Consider the following 15,864-nt stretch of genomic DNA (forward strand, 5'->3'; position numbering starts at 1 on the left):
CTCGTTGCCCCACGCCTCCCGGATGAAGCTGGCGACCTGGGCCATCTCGGCGGTCGAGAGCACGCCGTGGAAGGAGGGCATGCCGCCGCCTCCCATCACGATGCGGGAGACGGTGTAGGGCAGGTCGGCCAGGGAGACGTTCCCGTCGAGTCGTGGGCCCACGGCACCGAACCCGCGGCCGCCGTGACATGCGGCGCAGTACTCCTCGTAGATTTCGTCTCCGGAGTCGATACTGTCGGGCGGCGCCGTCTGAGGCGTGGCTTCGCCGGTTCCGACCGACAGCACCTGGGAGACCTCGACCGGGCCGAACGAGTTACCCCAACTCGTTCGTTCGAAGGTCGCGATGGCGGCGATCTGTTCGGGGGCGAGCCGGTCGGCGAACGCCGGCATGACGCTCGTCCCGTGCAAGATCCGCTCCAGCACGAAATCAACGTTCTGCAGGGTCGAGTTGCCTGCCAGGGGCGGCCCCACCCCGCCACCGCCCTGCGGTCCGTGGCACATGGCGCAGGAGCGGCGGTAGAGGATGCCGGCAGGGTGGGTGGCCGCCTGTCCCGAGAAAGCCGAGGTCACCTGAACGCTGACCGCGGCACCGTTCTCCTCGGCGACGGCGGCCCGTAGGTTGAGCCTCAGCGTCGTCTCGTGCAGCGGCACTACCTCGGCCTCCGTAACGAGCGGCCCGTAGGTATCGCCGGTGGCGGTGACCGTGTAGATGCCGGGAAGCAGGCCATCGAGAGTGACGGGCCCGCTGCGCGCTGCGCTGCTCGATGCGAAGCGAACGAACCTGTCGGGTCCCACGATCGATAGACGGGCGCTGCCGGGGAAGACCGAGACCCTGAGCCTTCCGGGCACGGAGGCGCTGCTCGTCAACGAGGCGACCAGGTCGACGCCGATCGGTTCGAGTCCGCCCCCGAACTCCTCGCGGACGTAACCGGCGACGCTGGCGATCTGCTCCACTTCGAGCAGCCCCTCGAACGCCGGCATGCCCCCCTGTCCATGGAGTATCTTGCCGGCCACGTATTGGGCGTCACCCAGATTCTCGTTCCGCAGCAGCGGCGGACCGAAGCCTCCGCCTCCATCCTCCCCGTGACAGCGAGCGCATATCTGCCGGTACAGTTCCGCGCCTTCGGTGGCGTCCGCCCACCACTGGGCGACCAGCAGGCCGGTCGGTTCCGAAGCCTCGGCCCCTGCCTCCTGGATGGCGGCAGCGGGATCGTCGCTCGGCTCACCGGTGAAGTCGTTGCCCCAGGCGCTTCTCACGTAGTTCGCCACGGCCGCGATCTCGGCTTGCGTCAATTCGTCATGGAAGGCCGGCATGCCGTCCCGGCCCTGCAGGATGATGGCGGTTACGTAGTCGGAACGCGCGAGGTTCAGGTTGCCGTCGAGGGGCGGACCGATGCGGCCTCCGCCCTCCTGCCCGTGACAGATCGAGCACGAACGCTCGAAGACCTGTCGCCCCAGCCGTTGGGCTGGCCGTTCGCCGGCCCCCTGCGCCCGGACCCGCAGTCCGCTGTTGGTGGCTACGACCGTCAGCAGGAGCGCCAGCAGCAGGAGGAGCGCGCCGCCCCGTCTCATCGGGTCGGGCACAGGGCTAGCTCGGCTAGAGTCATCACCCGACGATAAGTTCGGCCCAGCCTCCGTTTCGATAGTCGCTGGCACGTTTCCGCCCCGGCGCGACCGGACCTGCGAGCGGCGCCTCGGGACAAGAGCTGAACGACAGAGGGTCCGGTACCCGTTGTGGGAAGGGCTGATTGTGCATCACGGCAACTTCGCTCCGACCGCGCTGCCGCACGATTGGTCTTGCGGCGGCAGGGAAGGAGGATGAAGATGAGAAGGAGTCTATCGCTCCTGCTGATCGGAACGCTCGCCTTGCTCGTCTCGGCCTGCAGCCCCGGGGTCACTCCCGGTGCAGTGGAGCCGAACGCCATCTCCTACGCGCTCGATCCGGTGGCCGCGTCGGGCGTCGACGGGATAGTGACGTTCGAGAAGATGTCCGACACCGAGACGCTGGTGACGATCGAGGTGGAGGGCCTCGACCCCGGGCAGACCTACCCTGCCCACATCCATACCGGCAACTATCCCGACGGTCCCGTATACATCCCGCTCACGCCTGTCTCGGGTGATACCGGCACAAGCGTGACGATGGTGACGACCGATCCGAACGGAGTGGCTGTCGACTACGAGTTCCTCGTGAACTACGACGGCTTCGTGAACGTCCATGCTCCAGCCGGCTCGCCGATCCTGGCTACCGGCGAAACCGGAGCCGGTGGCAACGACGTGCAGGTGGACCTGTAGTCTACTGCGCGCGGTAGTGCCGTTGAAATGACTCCGCAGGGGCGCCGGCACAATGTCGGCGCCCCTCATCTACTCCTGGCTGCCGTCCAGGGTCAGAAGATTGCGGTAGAGGTCGGGCCGCCGGTCTCGGAAGAAGCCGAAACCTGCCCGGAAGCGCCTCGCCCAGCCGAAGTCGAGGTCGGCGAGGAGGAAGCCTTCGCCCTCCTTCTCTGCCTCCACCAACTTCTCCCCGCGGGGATCGCAGATGAACGAGGAGCCGTAGAAGGTCGCGTCACCCTCGCTGCCCACACGGTTCGAAGTCCCCAGGTAGCAGCAGTTCGCCACCGCATGACCGATCATCACCCGCTGCCACATGTCGCGGGTATCGAGGCCCCCCGCGTCCACCGGCTCGCTGCCGATCGCGGTGGGATAGAGGAGCAGATCGGCCCCTTGGAGGGCCATTATCCGCGCCGCCTCGGGGAACCACTGGTCCCAGCAGATACCCACGCCTATCCGGCCCACCGAGGTGCGCCAGGTCCTGAAGCCGCTGTCGCCCGGGTTGAAGTAGTACTTCTCCTCGTAACCGGGCCCGTCGGGGATGTGGCTCTTGCGGTAGACCCCCAACCTCGATCCGTCGGCATCGAACATCATCAGGCTGTTGTAGTAGGCCTGGTTGGCGCTCTCGAAGAAGGAGACGGGGAGCACCACCCGCAGTTCGCGGGCGAGGGCGCCGAAGCGTTCGAGGAACGGGTGCTCGTCCACCGGGTGGGCCAGCTCGAACATCTCCTCGCGCTCGAGCTGCGGGAAGTAGAGGTTCTCGAAGAGCTCCTGGAGGAGCACGATCTGCGCTCCCCCGGCGGCCGCCCGGCGCACGAGGTCCTCGGCCTTCTCGAGGTTCTCCTCGAGCACCTCGGAGCACGACATCTGCGTTATCGCCAGTCGCACCGCGCCATCGGCGCCACTGTCGGGCTTGCCGACTCCGGGCACCTCAGCCACGGGCTACCTCACCGGCCGGCTGCTGCTGGGTGATGCAGTGGAAGGCGCCGCCCCCGGTGATGAGTCCCTGGGCGTCGAGGCCGATGACCTCCCGTCCCGGGAAGTGCCGGCGGATGATCTCTAGCGCCCGCTCGTCGTTCTCGTCCCCGTAAGTGGGAACGGCCACGAAGCCGTTGCCGACGTAGAAGTTGGCGTAGGTCAGCGGCAACCTCTTGCCTTCCAGTACCGGCTTCTTGCGTGGCAACGGCAACTCCACGACCTCCAGCGGCTTGCCCTGATGATCCCGCATGTTCTCGAGCAGCTGTCGGTTGTGCCGCAGCGTCCCGTAGTTCGGGTCGGACTCGTCCTCCTCGACGGCGCACAGCACCGTGTGGTCGTCGCTGAATCGGATGATCGTATCGATGTGCCCGTCGGTATGGTCGTCCTTCAAGCCGCCCTCGAGCCAGCAGACGTGCATCACTCCGAGTTGCTCGTGCAACACCCTCTCATACTCGTCCTGGGTCATCTCGGGATTGCGGTGCTGGGAGAGGAGGCAGGAGCGGGTGGTGAGGCAGACCCCCTGGCCGTTGAGCTCGAGCGCGCCCCCCTCCAGGACGATCGGTACCTCGAAACGCTTCATCCCGAGCTCCTTCGCCACCGCGACGGGTGCCGCGTCATCGGCATCCCACGGCTCGTACTTCTCGCCCCAGGCGTTGAAGACCCAGTCGACCATGGCGACCTCGCCCTCCCTGTTTCGCACGAAGAGAGGACCGTTGTCGCGGAACCAGGCGTCGTTGAGCGGCAGACGGTTGAAGCGCAGCCGCGCGAGGTCGGCCCCGGCCGCTTCGAGTCTGCGCCGGGCGTCATCCTCGCTCTCCCGGTCGCGGACGTTCAGCCACACCGGCTCGAAGCGCAGGATGGTGGCGACCAGCCCGGCCACGTTCTCCCGAACCGGCTCCAGGTACCCCTCCCAGAGGGCGTCGTCGAACGGCCACGAGACCCAGGTGGCCTCGTGCTCCTCCCACTCCGGGGGCATACGGTAGCCGAGTTCGAAGGGGCTCTTCGGGGAATGTCGGTTCATCGATCGGCAACTCCTCGTGAGGCCTCGGATGGAGGCCCGGACAGGTCGACGCGTTACGAACGGGCCAGGGGAAATATGCTACATTACCCGCGTTTTTTCTGTTGTCCCAGGCAGCAGTTCCGGAGGAGATCCGTTGGCAACCAAGGCACCTCTCGCCCCCTTCCGCCGTTCAGAACTGGAAGACCTCTACCACCTCTCCAACTGGGGCAGCAGCTACTTCGAAGCCGCTGAGGACGGCAACCTCCAGGTGGTCATCGGCGGCGAGAGCGTTTCGCTTCCGGGCATCGTCGAAAGCCTGCGTAGCGAGGGCCACGCCCTGCCGGTGGTCCTCCGCTTCCCGCAGATAATCGAGGACCGTATCGAACGGATCAACGGCGTCTTCGCCCGGGCGATCAGTGAATCAGGGTACCGGGGAAGGTACCAGGGCGTCTTCCCCATCAAGGTGAACCAGCGGCGGGTGGTGGTCGAGACGGTGGCCGAGTACGGCACCCGTTTCGGCACCGGCCTCGAGGCCGGCTCCAAGGCGGAACTCGCGCTCATCCTGGTCCAGGACATCCACGAGGATGCCCTCATCCAGTGCAACGGCTTCAAGGACGATGACTTCGTGCGGCTCGCACTGTGGGGCCGGAAGCTGGGAAAGAACGTCATCATCACCCTCGAGAAGCATGGCGAGCTCGAGCGGGTGCTGCGGATCAGCCGTGAGATGGGGGTGCGCCCGGCGATCGGGGCCCGCTTCAAGCTCCACGCCAAGGGGGCCGGTCAGTGGGAGGCGTCGGGCGGTGACGACGCCAAGTTCGGCCTCACCGCCGCGGAGCTCATCGACGTGGCCAACCGGCTCAAGGCCGAGGGGCTCGGCGACGCCCTGGTCATGCTCCACTGTCACGTGGGCTCGCAGCTCACCGATATCCGGCGGATCAGAGTCGCGGTTCGTGAGGCGGCTCAGGCCTACGTCGACCTGCAGAAGCTGGGCACCGGCGTGAGCTACCTGAACGTGGGCGGCGGTCTGGCGGTCGACTACGACGGCTCCAAGACCAGCTACTACGTGAGCGGGAACTACGGCCTCCAGGAGTACGCCGACACCGTCGTCTACGCGATACTGGAGACGTGCGACGAGGTGGAGGCGCCCCACCCGACGATCGTGAGCGAGTCGGGGCGGGCTCTCACCGCTCACCATGCGGTACTGGTGATCCCCGTGATCGACGCCATCGGGCCCACGCTCAACTCGGTCGAACTGCCCCCTCTCGAGGGCGAGGTCCACTCGCTCGTCCGCGACATGCGGGAGATCCTCGAGGACGTGACCGTCAAGACATACCGCGAGGCGTACAACGAGGCCGTTTCCAACAAGGAGACGATGCACAACCTGTTCGACCTCGGCTACCTGACGCTACTCGAGCGCGCCCACATCGAGAACCTCTACTACCGGATCCTCAAGCGGGTTTCGAAGGTCATCGAGTCCCTCGACTACGTGCCCGAGGAGTTCGAGACGCTGCCGCGGGTGCTGGCCGACCAGTACGTCTGCAACTTCAGCCTCTTCCAGAGCCTGCCCGACACCTGGGCGATCCAGGCGATGTTCCCGATAATGCCGATCCACCGGCTCAACGAACGGCCCGAACGCAACGCCACGCTGGTGGACATCACCTGCGACTCGGACGGCAAGATCGAGAAGTTCATCGACCTGCGAGACGTCAAGAACGTGCTGCCGGTGCATGCTCTCAGGCGCGGTGAACCGTACTACCTGGGTATCTTCCTCACCGGCGCCTATCAGGACGTCCTGGGCAACGCCCACAACCTGTTCGGGCGAGTGAACGAGGCTCATATCAGGATCGAGGCAGGCGAGTGGCGGCTCGAGCGGTTCGTCAGGGGCCAGAAGTCGCGGCGCGTGATCGAGAACATGGGGTACGAGGCGCCCGACCTCCACCGCTGGCTGCAGGAGACCATCGAGGAGGCGGAAGGCGGGAGCAGACTCACCGCCGCCGAGGCACAGAAGCTGACCGCCCTCTACGACGCGGAGCTCGTGGGCTATACCTACCTGGAAGAGGTGGGCTGAGAGAGGGCCGACACTACTTCCGCCTCCCCCAAACCCAGATCATGGCGCAACCGGTGCCGATGAGGACCAGCGGAACCAACCAACCGGGAGTGTCTCCGCCGGGATCGTTGGCGATCACCGTGACCAGGATCAGGACGATCGCCGGGATGAGGGCCCAGCCCTGCCCGCCCCGCTCCCGTGGCAGCAGGTAGAGGAGCGAGAACGTCCCGGCGAGCACCAGCAGGAAGAGCGGACCGGTATCCCAGCGCGGGAAGAGGGTGCCCAGGGTGGTCACGAGACAGGCGCCGGCCATCACCCCTGCCGGGATGAGGGCCCACCAGTTGCGGGAGTCGTTGAGGTAGACGAGGCCGAAGCCCATGGCGATGAAGCCGGTAGCTGCGGTGCCCGCCAGTTCTCCAGAGGTAGCAGTAGCCACGATCCCTATCGCGATGAATACGAGCAGCCGTTGCGGCAGGTTCAGGTAGCTGGGCCCCAGCGTCCAGACGGCCGCCCCGGCAGTGAAGAGGACCAGCACCCAGACGAAGGCGGGGAAGACGCCGAAGAAGCCGCTGTTGGCGAGGAAGGCGAGGCCGCCCAGGCCTAGCAGCAGCAGGCCCACGCGCCTTGCTCGGGCCGGGTTCACTGCTTGCCCCCGTTGGCCCCGGCGGGCATCGGGATGCTCGCGGTCACCCTGGTGCCGCCGCCCGGGCGGCTGTCTATCTCGAGCGTCCCACCCAACCGCTCCACCCGCTCCTGCATCGACCGGAGTCCCAGGTGACCCGGGAACTCCTGGCCGGGATCGAAACCCTGGCCGTCGTCGGCGACCTCGAGGACGAGTCGGTTCTCGTCCCAGGCGAGTCGCAACTCCACCCGCCTCGCCCTGGCGTGCTTGACGGTGTTGTGGAACGCCTCCTGGGCTACCCGATAGAGCACCTGCTTCGTGGCCAGCGGCAGTTTCGGTTCGCCCGCGATGCGGGTCTCCGTCTCGAGGTCGTGGCGCGCTTCCAGGGCGTCGAGTTGCTTGCTCAACGCGCCGCTAAGCCCCTCCTGCTCGAGCGACTCGGGCCGTAGCTCGAAGATCAGGGCGCGCATCTCGGCGATGCCGGCCTGGGCCAACCCTTCGACGTAGGAGAGGGCCGAGGCGGCGGCGACCGGGTCTCCCTCCAGCTGACGTTGGGCCGCGTTCGTGCCGAGCAGGATCCCGTATAGGGCCTGGGAGACCGAATCGTGCAGCTCACGCGCCAGGTGCTGGCGCTCCTCTAGCGCCGCCTGTTCATGCACTCGCTCGAGCAGCGCCTCCAGTTCGGCGGTTCGCTCGCGGACCCGCTGCTCCAGCAGGGCCAGCGTCTCGAGGTGCCTCTCCTCCGAGAGTCGCAGGGCTTCGTTCGAGTCGGTCAGTTCGCGGGTTCTCTCGGCCAGCCTAAGCGACATAGTGTTGAACGCCTCTGCCAGCATCCCCAGTTCGCTCTTGGAGGTCACCGGCAGGGTGACGCCCAGGTTGCCTTCGGCCAGCTCGCCGGTGCCCTTGACGAGCGACATTATCGGTTCGATGAGGAGGCTCCGCGAGAACACCGTTGCCGCCACCAGGGTGAAGAGGAACACCGCCACGAGGTTGATGACGGTTCCGCGGATGATGGCATTGAGCTCGTCGCGGGGCACCGCGTCGACGGCGGGAAGGCCCGAGCCTGCGAGGTTGAAACCGCGCACCAGAAGGATGGTGGCGGCCGCCGCGAGTACCGCCACCACGACGAGGATCAGCAGCGTAAGGCGGGTGGAGATGCGATCGAAGAAGGGAACCTGGTTCATGTCGTGTTCACGGCGCCTCAGTCGAGTCCCACCAGACCCTCCTTCAGGGCGAAGAGCGCTGCCTGGGTGCGGCTCTGCAGGCCCAGTTTGGAGAGGATGCTCGACACGTGGGTCTTCACCGTCACCTCTGAGACGCGCAGTTCCTTCGCGATCTCCTTGTTGGCGAAACCCCGAGCCACGAGGCGGAGGATCTCCGTTTCCCGGGCGGTGAGCGACTCGCGCATCTCGGGGGTGCGAACCTCCCGCACGAGGCGCTTCTTCGCCTTCGGGTCGAGGTGCACCTCGCCCCGGTGAGCGGCGCGGATGGCGGCGACGAGGACGTCGGGTCCGGTGTCCTTGAGCAGGTAGCCGGTAGCCCCCGCTTCGACCGCCTCGATAACCAGCTTGTCCTCGAGGACGCTGGTGAGTGCTACGACCTCGATGTCGGGCGTATCGCGCTTTATCGCGCGGATGGCCTCTACGCCGTTCATCACCGGCATGAGGAGGTCCATGAGGACGACATCCGGCTCCGTTTCGGCGATCCGGTCGAGCGCCTCGCGGCCGTCGGCGGCTTCCCCGACCACCAGTAGGTCCGGTTCGAGCGACAGCACCATCTTCAGTCCCTGGCGGACGACGGTGTGGTCGTCGACCAGCAGGAGCCGGATCTCGTTCGGGGTTCCCAGGGGGGCGTCTTCCACGTCCAGAGCGTACCTCGAGCCGTGCGTCGGCGGCCTCCGCCCAAAGGTGGAGGTGCGCCCGTTGCGGACGCGCGGTCTACCTCGTCACAGCCGGGGCAAGGCTCCCCGACTTTTGGATGATGTGGCGCCTCACCTTGCGCCCTTAGCCTTGCGGCGGAGGCAAGAGATGAACTCTGAAACGAGAAACGGAAAACTCAACCCCACCCTCGGGATAGTCCTGGTCGCGCTTGGGGGTCTCGCGCTGCTGTCGCAGATGGGCCTCTTCAGGGGCCTGGGGAGCGTGCTCGGGGCGCTGCTCTTCGGCGCCATAGGCTTCTACCTGATCCGCAATCAGTACCGTGGCCGGGGCGAAGTGTGGGCCCTGTGCGTAGGATTCGCACTCCTTGGCTTGGGCGCCGCCTCGATCGCCGGACCGATGGGCGGCACGGCCTTCCTGGGTCTGACAGGAGCAGGTTTCCTGGTCGCTTACCGCGACGACCGCGAACGCTGGTGGGCTGTCATCCCCGGCGGTGTGCTGCTCACCCTGGCGCTGGTAGCGGGGCTCGACAGCTTCGCCTCGCCGCTCGGCGGCGGCCCCATCTTCTTCCTGGGTCTCGCCGCGGTCTTCTGGTACCTCTACCGGCACCCGAATCAGGAGAAGCGTTGGGCCGTCTATCCAGCTGTCGCGCTGACCGTGCTCGCGCTCCTCACCCTCTCCTTCTCCGGCGGCTGGGTCCTGCCTGTCGCGCTGATCGTGGCCGGACTCTACTTCCTCAATCGGGAACAGGGCCGGCGCATCGACTGGCGGGAGACGGCCGAATCGGTCAACAGTCAGGTGGACAAGTGGCTGACCGCCGGCGAGCGAGCGGTCCGGGAAGTGGTCACCAAGCCGGGTGACCCGGAGCGGCCCGCAGCGAAGCCGGAAGCCGTTGCCGAGGATCCCGCTCCCCGAGACGCCGCCGAAGCCGCGGCAGCCCCCGAAGCCTCAGTGGGTGGAGCGGCACCGGCCGACCGTCCCGAGGAGAAGGCCTTCTGATCCCCCGGTAGCGCGCCCTTTTTTCTGGTCCCCGCACCCGGAGGGTGCAGGGACCTGTTCATGGAGGGCTTCCTGGTTCAGTGCTCCCCCCGAGGTGAGCTTCGACGGGCATCTCGGCGGTCCCTGGCGTCCTCCATCAGTGAGTGCACGAGGTAGAAGACGACGTAGCTCAGCGAGCCGTAGAGGAGCACGTCGCGAATGGGGCCGTCGGGAAGGAGCAGGGCGACGATGCAGGCCACGCCCCACAGCCCGCCCAGGACCAGGTGGAGCATCCGCCAGCGGGTGAGGCGGGTGATGTAGAGGAAGCGGATCGGTACCAGCACGGAAGAGGCCAGGAGGAGCAGCAGCCCGGTGTTCAGCGACGGGGGTGTATCCAGCATCCACAGGTAGAAGATGACTATGTTCCAGTACGAGGGGAAGCCCACGAAGAAACCCTTGCCGGCGATCTTGGCGTCCGTGCGGGAGAAGCCGAAGGCGCTGGCGAGCATGACGAGCGCAACCCAGAGGGTAGCCGGGGCAAGGAGCATGTCGGCGTGCAGCAGGAAGAGCGCCGGCAGGCCCACGTAGCTCAGGAAGTCGACGATGTTGTCCAGCAGCTCTCCCTGTATCCTCCGCGCGGTCTCGGCAACCCGGTAGCGACGTGCCATGGTGCCGTCGGTGGCGTCGATTATGACCGTCGCTGCCATCGCCAGGAGCGCGAGTTGGTAGCGTTCCTCGAGGATGGACTGCATCGCAACGGCGACGAAGAGGAGGGTGGATGCGGTATAGGCGTGAACCAGGTAGCCGCGCACCCCGTGCTGGTCGAGTGGGGCCATGGTGAAAGAGCGTACCAGGGGGACGCTACCAGGATTGGGGCGTTCGGCGCTGAGCCTGGCCGCCGGAGCTGCCTCGCTGCTGCTCCTCCGCGGCCTGCTCGAGCCGTACGTGCTGCGTGAAGAGCGAGAGATCGCGCGCGTTCCCAACCTCCCGCCTACCTGGCAAGGGCGGAAGCTGGTGTTGCTGAGCGACCTGCACGTGGGGATGGTCGGGGGAGCGACCAGCACCGTCAGACGAGCCGTGGAGCGGGCGGTGGAACTGCGCCCGGCGGCCGTGCTGATAGCCGGCGACTTCATCCACGACAGCGTAGGCTTCATCGACCAGGCGCTAGAGCTGCTCACTCCGCTGCGGGACGCTCAGATCCCGGTCTACGCCGTGCTGGGGAATCACGACTACGATCTGCCCACCAGGGATTCGGGCGTGGATCCAGGGCTGGCCGACCGCCTCGAACGAGCGCTTGAGGCCGGAGGGATCGAGGTGCTCCACAACGAGGCGGTGGAGCTCAAGGCGTCGGACGACAGCCTCTACCTGGTCGGGATCGGCTCGCACACGGCTCGGGACGACGAGCCCCGCGAGGCGCTCGAGTCACTTCCCGAGGGCGCCCCGAGGGTGGTGATGATGCATCACCCGGCCTCGTTCGACCGGCTGCCGGCGGGCTCCGCGCCCTTCGCGGTCGCCGGCCATACCCACGGCGGACAGGTCCGCCTGCCGCTTGCTCCGCTCCTCCACTACCTGACCTACAAGAAGGAGCTGAGCGTGCTCGTCTCGGGTTGGGTCAACAGCGACCGCATCAAGGGTTACGGCCGCGAGGGCAACAACCTCTACGTGACCCGCGGCATCGGTTGCAGTGTCCTTCCGCTGAGGCTGTTCTGCCTACCCGAGCTGACCGTTTTCACGCTCACGGGCTGCGACGGTGCCGTGCCGTGACAGCCGCTCTGTCTCCCGGAACGTTGACAGGTGCTCCGCCTTGTCCCATCCTGTTGGATAGCCAAAGGGGAGTACCGATGGCGGCTGGTCAGGTCGTAGGACTCCGAGCGGCGGCAGTGGATCTGTCGCCGACGACAGTCGTCGCGACCGAATTCGACTCGTTACGGTCCGGCGCATCCTGTTATCGAGGAGAGCCAAGATGGACAAGCGAGAGCTGCTCAAGAACCCCGTAGAACATATCGACATCAAGAAGGTGAACGTCGTCCCGTTGGTCGAGGCCATGGGGGAGACCGCCTTCCAGGCGCGGAACCTGGCGCGCGCGGCACGCATCGCCGACATGATGGTGCGCGACGAGGAGGCGGGGATCATCCTCACCCTGGCCGGCTCGCTCGTTTCGGCCGGCCAGAAGGGCATCATCCTCGACATGCTCCGTAACGACATGGTCGATGCCATCGTCTCGACCGGAGCCAACATCGTCGACCAGGACTTCTTCGAGGCCCTCGGTTTCCGCCACTGGCAGGGGAGCCCGGTTGCCGACGACAACGAGCTGCGCGAGCTGATGATCGACCGCATCTACGACACCTACATCGATGAAGAGGAGTTGCGGGTCTGCGATGACACCGTCAGGCAGATCGCCGACGGGCTCGAGCCCGGCACCTACAGCTCGCGCGAGTTCATCGTCGAGATGGGCCGCTACCTGGTCGAGCGCGACCTGGGCCAGGACAGCATCGTGCGGGTGGCATTCGAGAAGAACATCCCCATCTTCGTGCCAGCCTTCAGCGACTGTTCGGCCGGCTTCGGTCTCGTCTACCACCAGGTTCACAACCCTCGTCGACACGTTGCCATCGACTCGGTGAAGGACTTCCGCGAACTCACCGAGATCAAGGTCCATCAGGGCGTGACCGGTATCTTCATGCTGGGCGGTGGAGTGCCCAAGAACTTCGTTCAGGACATCGTCGTATCGGCCGAGTTCCTGGGTCACGAGGTGGAGATGCACCGCTACGCCGTGCAGTTGACGGTCGCCGACGAGAGAGACGGAGCGTTGTCGGGCTCGACGCTCAAGGAGGCCAACTCTTGGGGCAAGGTCGATCTCGCCTGGGAGCAGATGGTGTTCGGCGAGATCACCATCAACCTGCCGCTGGTGGCCGGCTACCTCTATCACAAGCGCGGCTGGGAAGGCCGGCGGCCCCGGGAGTACAACCGACTCTTCGAGAAGCGGGAGGGCGTCGCGCTCTGAGCCGGGTCAGCTTCTGAAGGCAGCGGAACGGGCGTTTCTCTCGTGGAAACGCCCGTTTTCGTCAGGTTTCGGCCCTGTTCGGTGGCGCCTCAGCGGCACCTCCCCGCATCCTCTTGACGAATAGCGCATACCGCAGTAAAATGCCTTTATCAGTCGCAACAGGGAACGCGCCGCGAGGCGCGGGTTTTTTTGGCCTAGAGGGAGCCTGGGGTCGTTCAACCGGAGCGGAAAGGAGCCAGCTCGCAGCGTGCGGAGCGGGAGTCCGATTCCGTGAGTGAGCGTTCGCGGCCGATCCGCTTCGACTAGAAGCCGTATCGTCCGCCCTCCTCACCCTTCTCGGTGTTCGGGAAGATCTCGCGCGCCCGGGCGAGTTCCTCTGCCCCCAGGTACCGCTCGGGCGGCAGGTGGACCAGGAGCAGTCTCGCGGCCGAGGCTTCGCGCGCCGCCCGGGCCGCCTGCTGGGCGCTCGAGTGTCCTGGCCCCTCGCCGGTCGCTTCGTGCACGAGTATGTGGGCCCCCTTCGCCAGATTCACGATCGCGGCTGAGTACGAGGTGTCGCACGAGTAGGCCACGACGCCTCCCGACTCCTCTTCGATCCGCAGCCCCACCACCGGAACGGCATGGTCGCCCGGCGCCGCGGTCACCCTCCAGCCGTCCCCTTCGAGGACGAGCGCTCCTGGCGTCGTCTCGACCGGGCGATAGCGGATCTCGGGGTAGTCGGGCCAGGCCGTCGTGTCGAAGCTGTCGTGGGCTCGGCGCGCCTGGTCGATCGCCGGCTCGATGCCGTAGACGTCCAGCGGTTCTCGCCGGCCGTAGAGCCAGATCTTCTCCATCAGCAGGGGGAAGCCGCTCACGTGGTCAGGATGTTCGTGAGTGACTATCAACCCCGTCACCTTGCCTGGATCGGCGCCGCATGCCGCCAGACGTTGCAGCGCGTCCCCTCCACAGTCGATGAGGAGGATGGAAGCAGAGTTCTCGACGGCGAGCATCGTCGTCGTGCGGTGCGGGTCGGAGACGGCCGCCCCGGTGCCCAGGAGATAGAGAGTGGCCAAGATGATCCTTCCTGAGAGGTTGAACGGATGGACTTCTGCCCGACCCTCAGATGATATCCGGGGCGCGAGCTGCACAGACTACGGCTGCCACAGGCTGTGCACGGTGTCAGTCGTCCCCGGCGATCCGCTCGCGGGAGCGTTCCCCCGTCTGCACTCGCCACAGTCCCGCGTAGAGGCCTTCGCGCCGAAGTAGCTCCTCGTGGCTGCCGCTCTCCACCAGCCGCCCCTCGTCGAGTACGTGGATGACGTCCGAGTGACGCACCGTCGACAGGCGGTGGGCTATGACGATCACGGTTCTGCCTACGGCCAATCGTTCCAGCGAACGCTGGATGGCGGCTTCCGTCTCGTTGTCCACCGCGCTCGTTGCCTCGTCGAGGATGAGGATCGGCGGGTCCTTGAGGAGCGCTCGGGCTATCGAGATCCGTTGCCTCTGGCCCCCCGAGAGCTTCTGGCCGCGCTCCCCGACGATCGTGTCGTACCCCAGTGGGAGCCGCTCGACGAACGCGTGGGCCTCGGCGACCCCCGCGGCCCGGACGATCTCCTCGAAGGAGGCATCGGGCCGGCCGTAGGCGATGTTGTCGCGGACCGTGCCGTGGAAGAGGAAGACATCCTGGCTCACCAGGCCCACGGCGTCTCGCAGGTCGAAGAGGTCGAGTTCCCGCAGGTCGTGACCGTCGAGGGTGACGCGCCCTTCTACCGGATCGTAGAAGCGCAGCAGCAGCTTTATGAGCGTCGACTTGCCTGCGCCCGTGGCGCCCACGATAGCGGCGGTGGAGCGGGCCGGGATCGCCAGGTCGAGGCGCCGAAGGACGCTCCCGGAGCCCGGGTAGGCGAAGCTCACCCCCTCGAACCGGTAGCCGCCCTCGACAGACTCACGAGGCAGGGGCACCCTTCCCGGGACCATGCTGCGCTGGGTGTCGAGCAGGCCGAGGATCCTCCGCGTCGAGGCCATCGCCCGCTGGTACAGGTCGAAGGTCTGGCCCAGCCGGGTGAGCGGCCACAGCAGGCGCTGGGTCATGAACACCATGGTCGAGTAGACGCCCACGTTGAGAGCTCCATCCACGGTGAGTGCCCCGCCGTAGACGAGCGTGGCCACGAACCCGGCCGCGATCGCCATGCGGATGAGCGGGACGAACGCGGCCGAGAAGCGGATCGCCAGCCGATTTCGCTCCCGGTACTCGTCGCTCGCCTGGCGGATCCGCTCGCTCTCGCGCTCCTCGGCGGTGAAGCTCTTGATCGTCTGCATCCCCGAGATGTTGTTGCCCAGTTGCGAGTTGAGTATCCCCACCTGCTCGCGGACCCTGGCGTAACGGGGTTCCATGAGCCTCTGGAAGCGCAGCGCGCCCCACACGATGAGCGGGATGGGCAGGAAGGAGAGCCACGCCACCGAGGGCGCCGCGGTGAAGAAGAAGGCGCCTATCACGACCACCGTGGTAGCCAGCTGCAACAGGTCGTTCGCGCCGACGTCGAGGAAGCGCTCCAGCTGGTTCACGTCGTCGTTGAGGATGGCCATGAGGCCGCCCGTCGAGCGGTCCTCGAAGTAGGCGAGCTCCAACCCCTGCATCCGGTCGTACGCGGCCAGGCGCAGGTCGTGCTGCACCTGCTGCGCCAGGTTGCGCCACTGGAGCTCGGAGATGTAGTCGGTGAGGCTCTCGAGCGCCCAGATGAGCACCGTCGCGGCAGCGAGCAACCAGAGCTGCGACATCACCTGAACGACCCCGAGTCGCGCCAGGAACGAGTCGTTGCGGTTCACGACGATGTCGACCGCCACCCCGATGAGGAGCGGCGGCGCCAGGTCGAACAGCTTGTTCAGCACCGAGAAGGCGGTGGCGAGAAGGATGCGGGGCCGGTGAGCGCTCGCAAGCCTCCACAGCCTCCGCAGCGGGTGGTGCGACATGGCTAGAGGCTACCGCGGCCGGAGGCCTAGCGAGTAGTCGGTGACATCCGTTGCGACGCGCCGGTCCCGTGCCGACACACCCCG

The 15,864-nt window shown here is 66.6% G+C and carries 14 protein-coding genes; 5 read left to right on the forward strand and 9 right to left on the reverse strand.

Annotation, left to right across the window (positions count from 1 at the left end):
- A partial coding sequence (locus VF168_06405) for a c-type cytochrome (protein HEX7003799.1) occupies positions 1-1,584 on the reverse strand: 1,584 nt, incomplete at its 3' end.
- A 240-nt stretch (positions 1,585-1,824) separates the two neighbouring features.
- Between VF168_06405 and VF168_06410 the strand changes: the two genes are divergently transcribed.
- Positions 1,825-2,292, forward strand: coding sequence for a CHRD domain-containing protein (locus VF168_06410; GenBank protein ID HEX7003800.1), 468 nt, complete (start codon positions 1,825-1,827; stop codon positions 2,290-2,292).
- 69 nt (positions 2,293-2,361) lie between these two features.
- Here VF168_06410 and aguB read toward each other — a convergent pair whose 3' ends face one another.
- Both aguB and VF168_06420 read right to left on the reverse strand, forming a co-directional pair.
- Positions 2,362-3,267: an N-carbamoylputrescine amidase gene (gene aguB, locus VF168_06415; GenBank protein HEX7003801.1), complete on the reverse strand. Its 906-nt coding sequence runs from the start codon at positions 3,265-3,267 to the stop codon at positions 2,362-2,364.
- A complete protein-coding gene (locus VF168_06420; GenBank protein HEX7003802.1) occupies positions 3,260-4,327 on the reverse strand; it encodes an agmatine deiminase family protein in 1,068 nt (355 codons plus the stop codon). The genes aguB and VF168_06420 overlap by 8 nt, the downstream gene beginning before the upstream one ends.
- 133 nt (positions 4,328-4,460) lie before the next feature.
- Between VF168_06420 and speA the strand changes: the two genes are divergently transcribed.
- Positions 4,461-6,374, forward strand: a complete 1,914-nt coding sequence (gene speA, locus VF168_06425; GenBank protein HEX7003803.1) for a biosynthetic arginine decarboxylase — start codon at positions 4,461-4,463, stop codon at positions 6,372-6,374.
- A 13-nt stretch (positions 6,375-6,387) separates the two neighbouring features.
- On the opposite strand, the gene VF168_06430 is transcribed toward speA, so the two are convergent.
- Genes VF168_06430 through VF168_06440 form a run of 3 tightly spaced genes read right to left on the reverse strand, consistent with a single transcriptional unit; the run spans position 6,388 to position 8,836 of the window.
- Positions 6,388-6,996 (reverse strand): hypothetical protein, encoded by a 609-nt coding sequence (locus VF168_06430; protein HEX7003804.1) that lies wholly within the window; start codon positions 6,994-6,996, stop codon positions 6,388-6,390.
- Entirely contained in the window at positions 6,993-8,159 is a 1,167-nt protein-coding gene (locus VF168_06435) for a sensor histidine kinase (protein HEX7003805.1), read from the reverse strand. The genes VF168_06430 and VF168_06435 overlap by 4 nt, the downstream gene beginning before the upstream one ends.
- A gap of 17 nt (positions 8,160-8,176) precedes the next feature.
- On the reverse strand, positions 8,177-8,836 hold the full coding sequence (locus VF168_06440) for a response regulator transcription factor (protein ID HEX7003806.1): 660 nt from the start codon (positions 8,834-8,836) through the stop codon (positions 8,177-8,179).
- A gap of 166 nt (positions 8,837-9,002) precedes the next feature.
- Here VF168_06440 and VF168_06445 point away from each other — a divergent pair, with 166 nt between their 5' ends.
- Positions 9,003-9,851, forward strand: a complete 849-nt coding sequence (locus tag VF168_06445) for a hypothetical protein (GenBank protein HEX7003807.1) — start codon at positions 9,003-9,005, stop codon at positions 9,849-9,851.
- A gap of 77 nt (positions 9,852-9,928) precedes the next feature.
- On the opposite strand, the gene VF168_06450 is transcribed toward VF168_06445, so the two are convergent.
- The gene (locus VF168_06450) at positions 9,929-10,666 is read right to left on the reverse strand and encodes a CDP-alcohol phosphatidyltransferase family protein (protein ID HEX7003808.1); all 738 of its coding nucleotides are present in this window, start codon (positions 10,664-10,666) and stop codon (positions 9,929-9,931) included.
- Between VF168_06450 and VF168_06455 the strand changes: the two genes are divergently transcribed.
- Both VF168_06455 and VF168_06460 read left to right on the forward strand, forming a co-directional pair.
- The gene (locus VF168_06455; GenBank protein ID HEX7003809.1) at positions 10,665-11,594 is read left to right on the forward strand and encodes a metallophosphoesterase; all 930 of its coding nucleotides are present in this window, start codon (positions 10,665-10,667) and stop codon (positions 11,592-11,594) included. The two genes, VF168_06450 and VF168_06455, sit on opposite strands and share 2 nt — an antisense overlap.
- Before the next feature lie 199 nt (positions 11,595-11,793).
- The gene (locus VF168_06460; protein ID HEX7003810.1) at positions 11,794-12,831 is read left to right on the forward strand and encodes a deoxyhypusine synthase; all 1,038 of its coding nucleotides are present in this window, start codon (positions 11,794-11,796) and stop codon (positions 12,829-12,831) included.
- A 302-nt stretch (positions 12,832-13,133) separates the two neighbouring features.
- Here the strand turns inward: VF168_06460 and VF168_06465 are convergent, their stop codons facing one another.
- Together VF168_06465 and VF168_06470 are read right to left on the reverse strand one after the other, a co-directional pair.
- Positions 13,134-13,883 (reverse strand): MBL fold metallo-hydrolase, encoded by a 750-nt coding sequence (locus tag VF168_06465; protein HEX7003811.1) that lies wholly within the window; start codon positions 13,881-13,883, stop codon positions 13,134-13,136.
- A 106-nt stretch (positions 13,884-13,989) separates the two neighbouring features.
- Positions 13,990-15,780, reverse strand: a complete 1,791-nt coding sequence (locus tag VF168_06470) for an ABC transporter ATP-binding protein (GenBank protein HEX7003812.1) — start codon at positions 15,778-15,780, stop codon at positions 13,990-13,992.
- Positions 15,781-15,864: the final 84 nt, after the last annotated feature.

The sequence above is a fragment of the Trueperaceae bacterium genome (assembly GCA_036381595.1).
Taxonomy (GTDB): domain Bacteria; phylum Deinococcota; class Deinococci; order Deinococcales; family Trueperaceae; genus DASVCN01.

What these genes read in the sequence shown, in the direction of transcription:
- VF168_06450 (HEX7003808.1), bottom strand. Translation starts at nt 10,666, where the DNA reads ATGGCCCCACTCGACCAGCACGGGGTGCGCGGCTACCTGGTTCACGCC.
- VF168_06445 (HEX7003807.1), top strand. Translation starts at nt 9,003, where the DNA reads ATGAACTCTGAAACGAGAAACGGAAAACTCAACCCCACCCTCGGGATA.
- VF168_06435 (HEX7003805.1), bottom strand. Translation starts at nt 8,159, where the DNA reads ATGAACCAGGTTCCCTTCTTCGATCGCATCTCCACCCGCCTTACGCTG.
- VF168_06460 (HEX7003810.1), top strand. Translation starts at nt 11,794, where the DNA reads ATGGACAAGCGAGAGCTGCTCAAGAACCCCGTAGAACATATCGACATC.
- VF168_06410 (HEX7003800.1), top strand. Translation starts at nt 1,825, where the DNA reads ATGAGAAGGAGTCTATCGCTCCTGCTGATCGGAACGCTCGCCTTGCTC.
- VF168_06420 (HEX7003802.1), bottom strand. Translation starts at nt 4,327, where the DNA reads ATGAACCGACATTCCCCGAAGAGCCCCTTCGAACTCGGCTACCGTATG.
- VF168_06455 (HEX7003809.1), top strand. Translation starts at nt 10,665, where the DNA reads ATGGTGAAAGAGCGTACCAGGGGGACGCTACCAGGATTGGGGCGTTCG.
- VF168_06470 (HEX7003812.1), bottom strand. Translation starts at nt 15,780, where the DNA reads ATGTCGCACCACCCGCTGCGGAGGCTGTGGAGGCTTGCGAGCGCTCAC.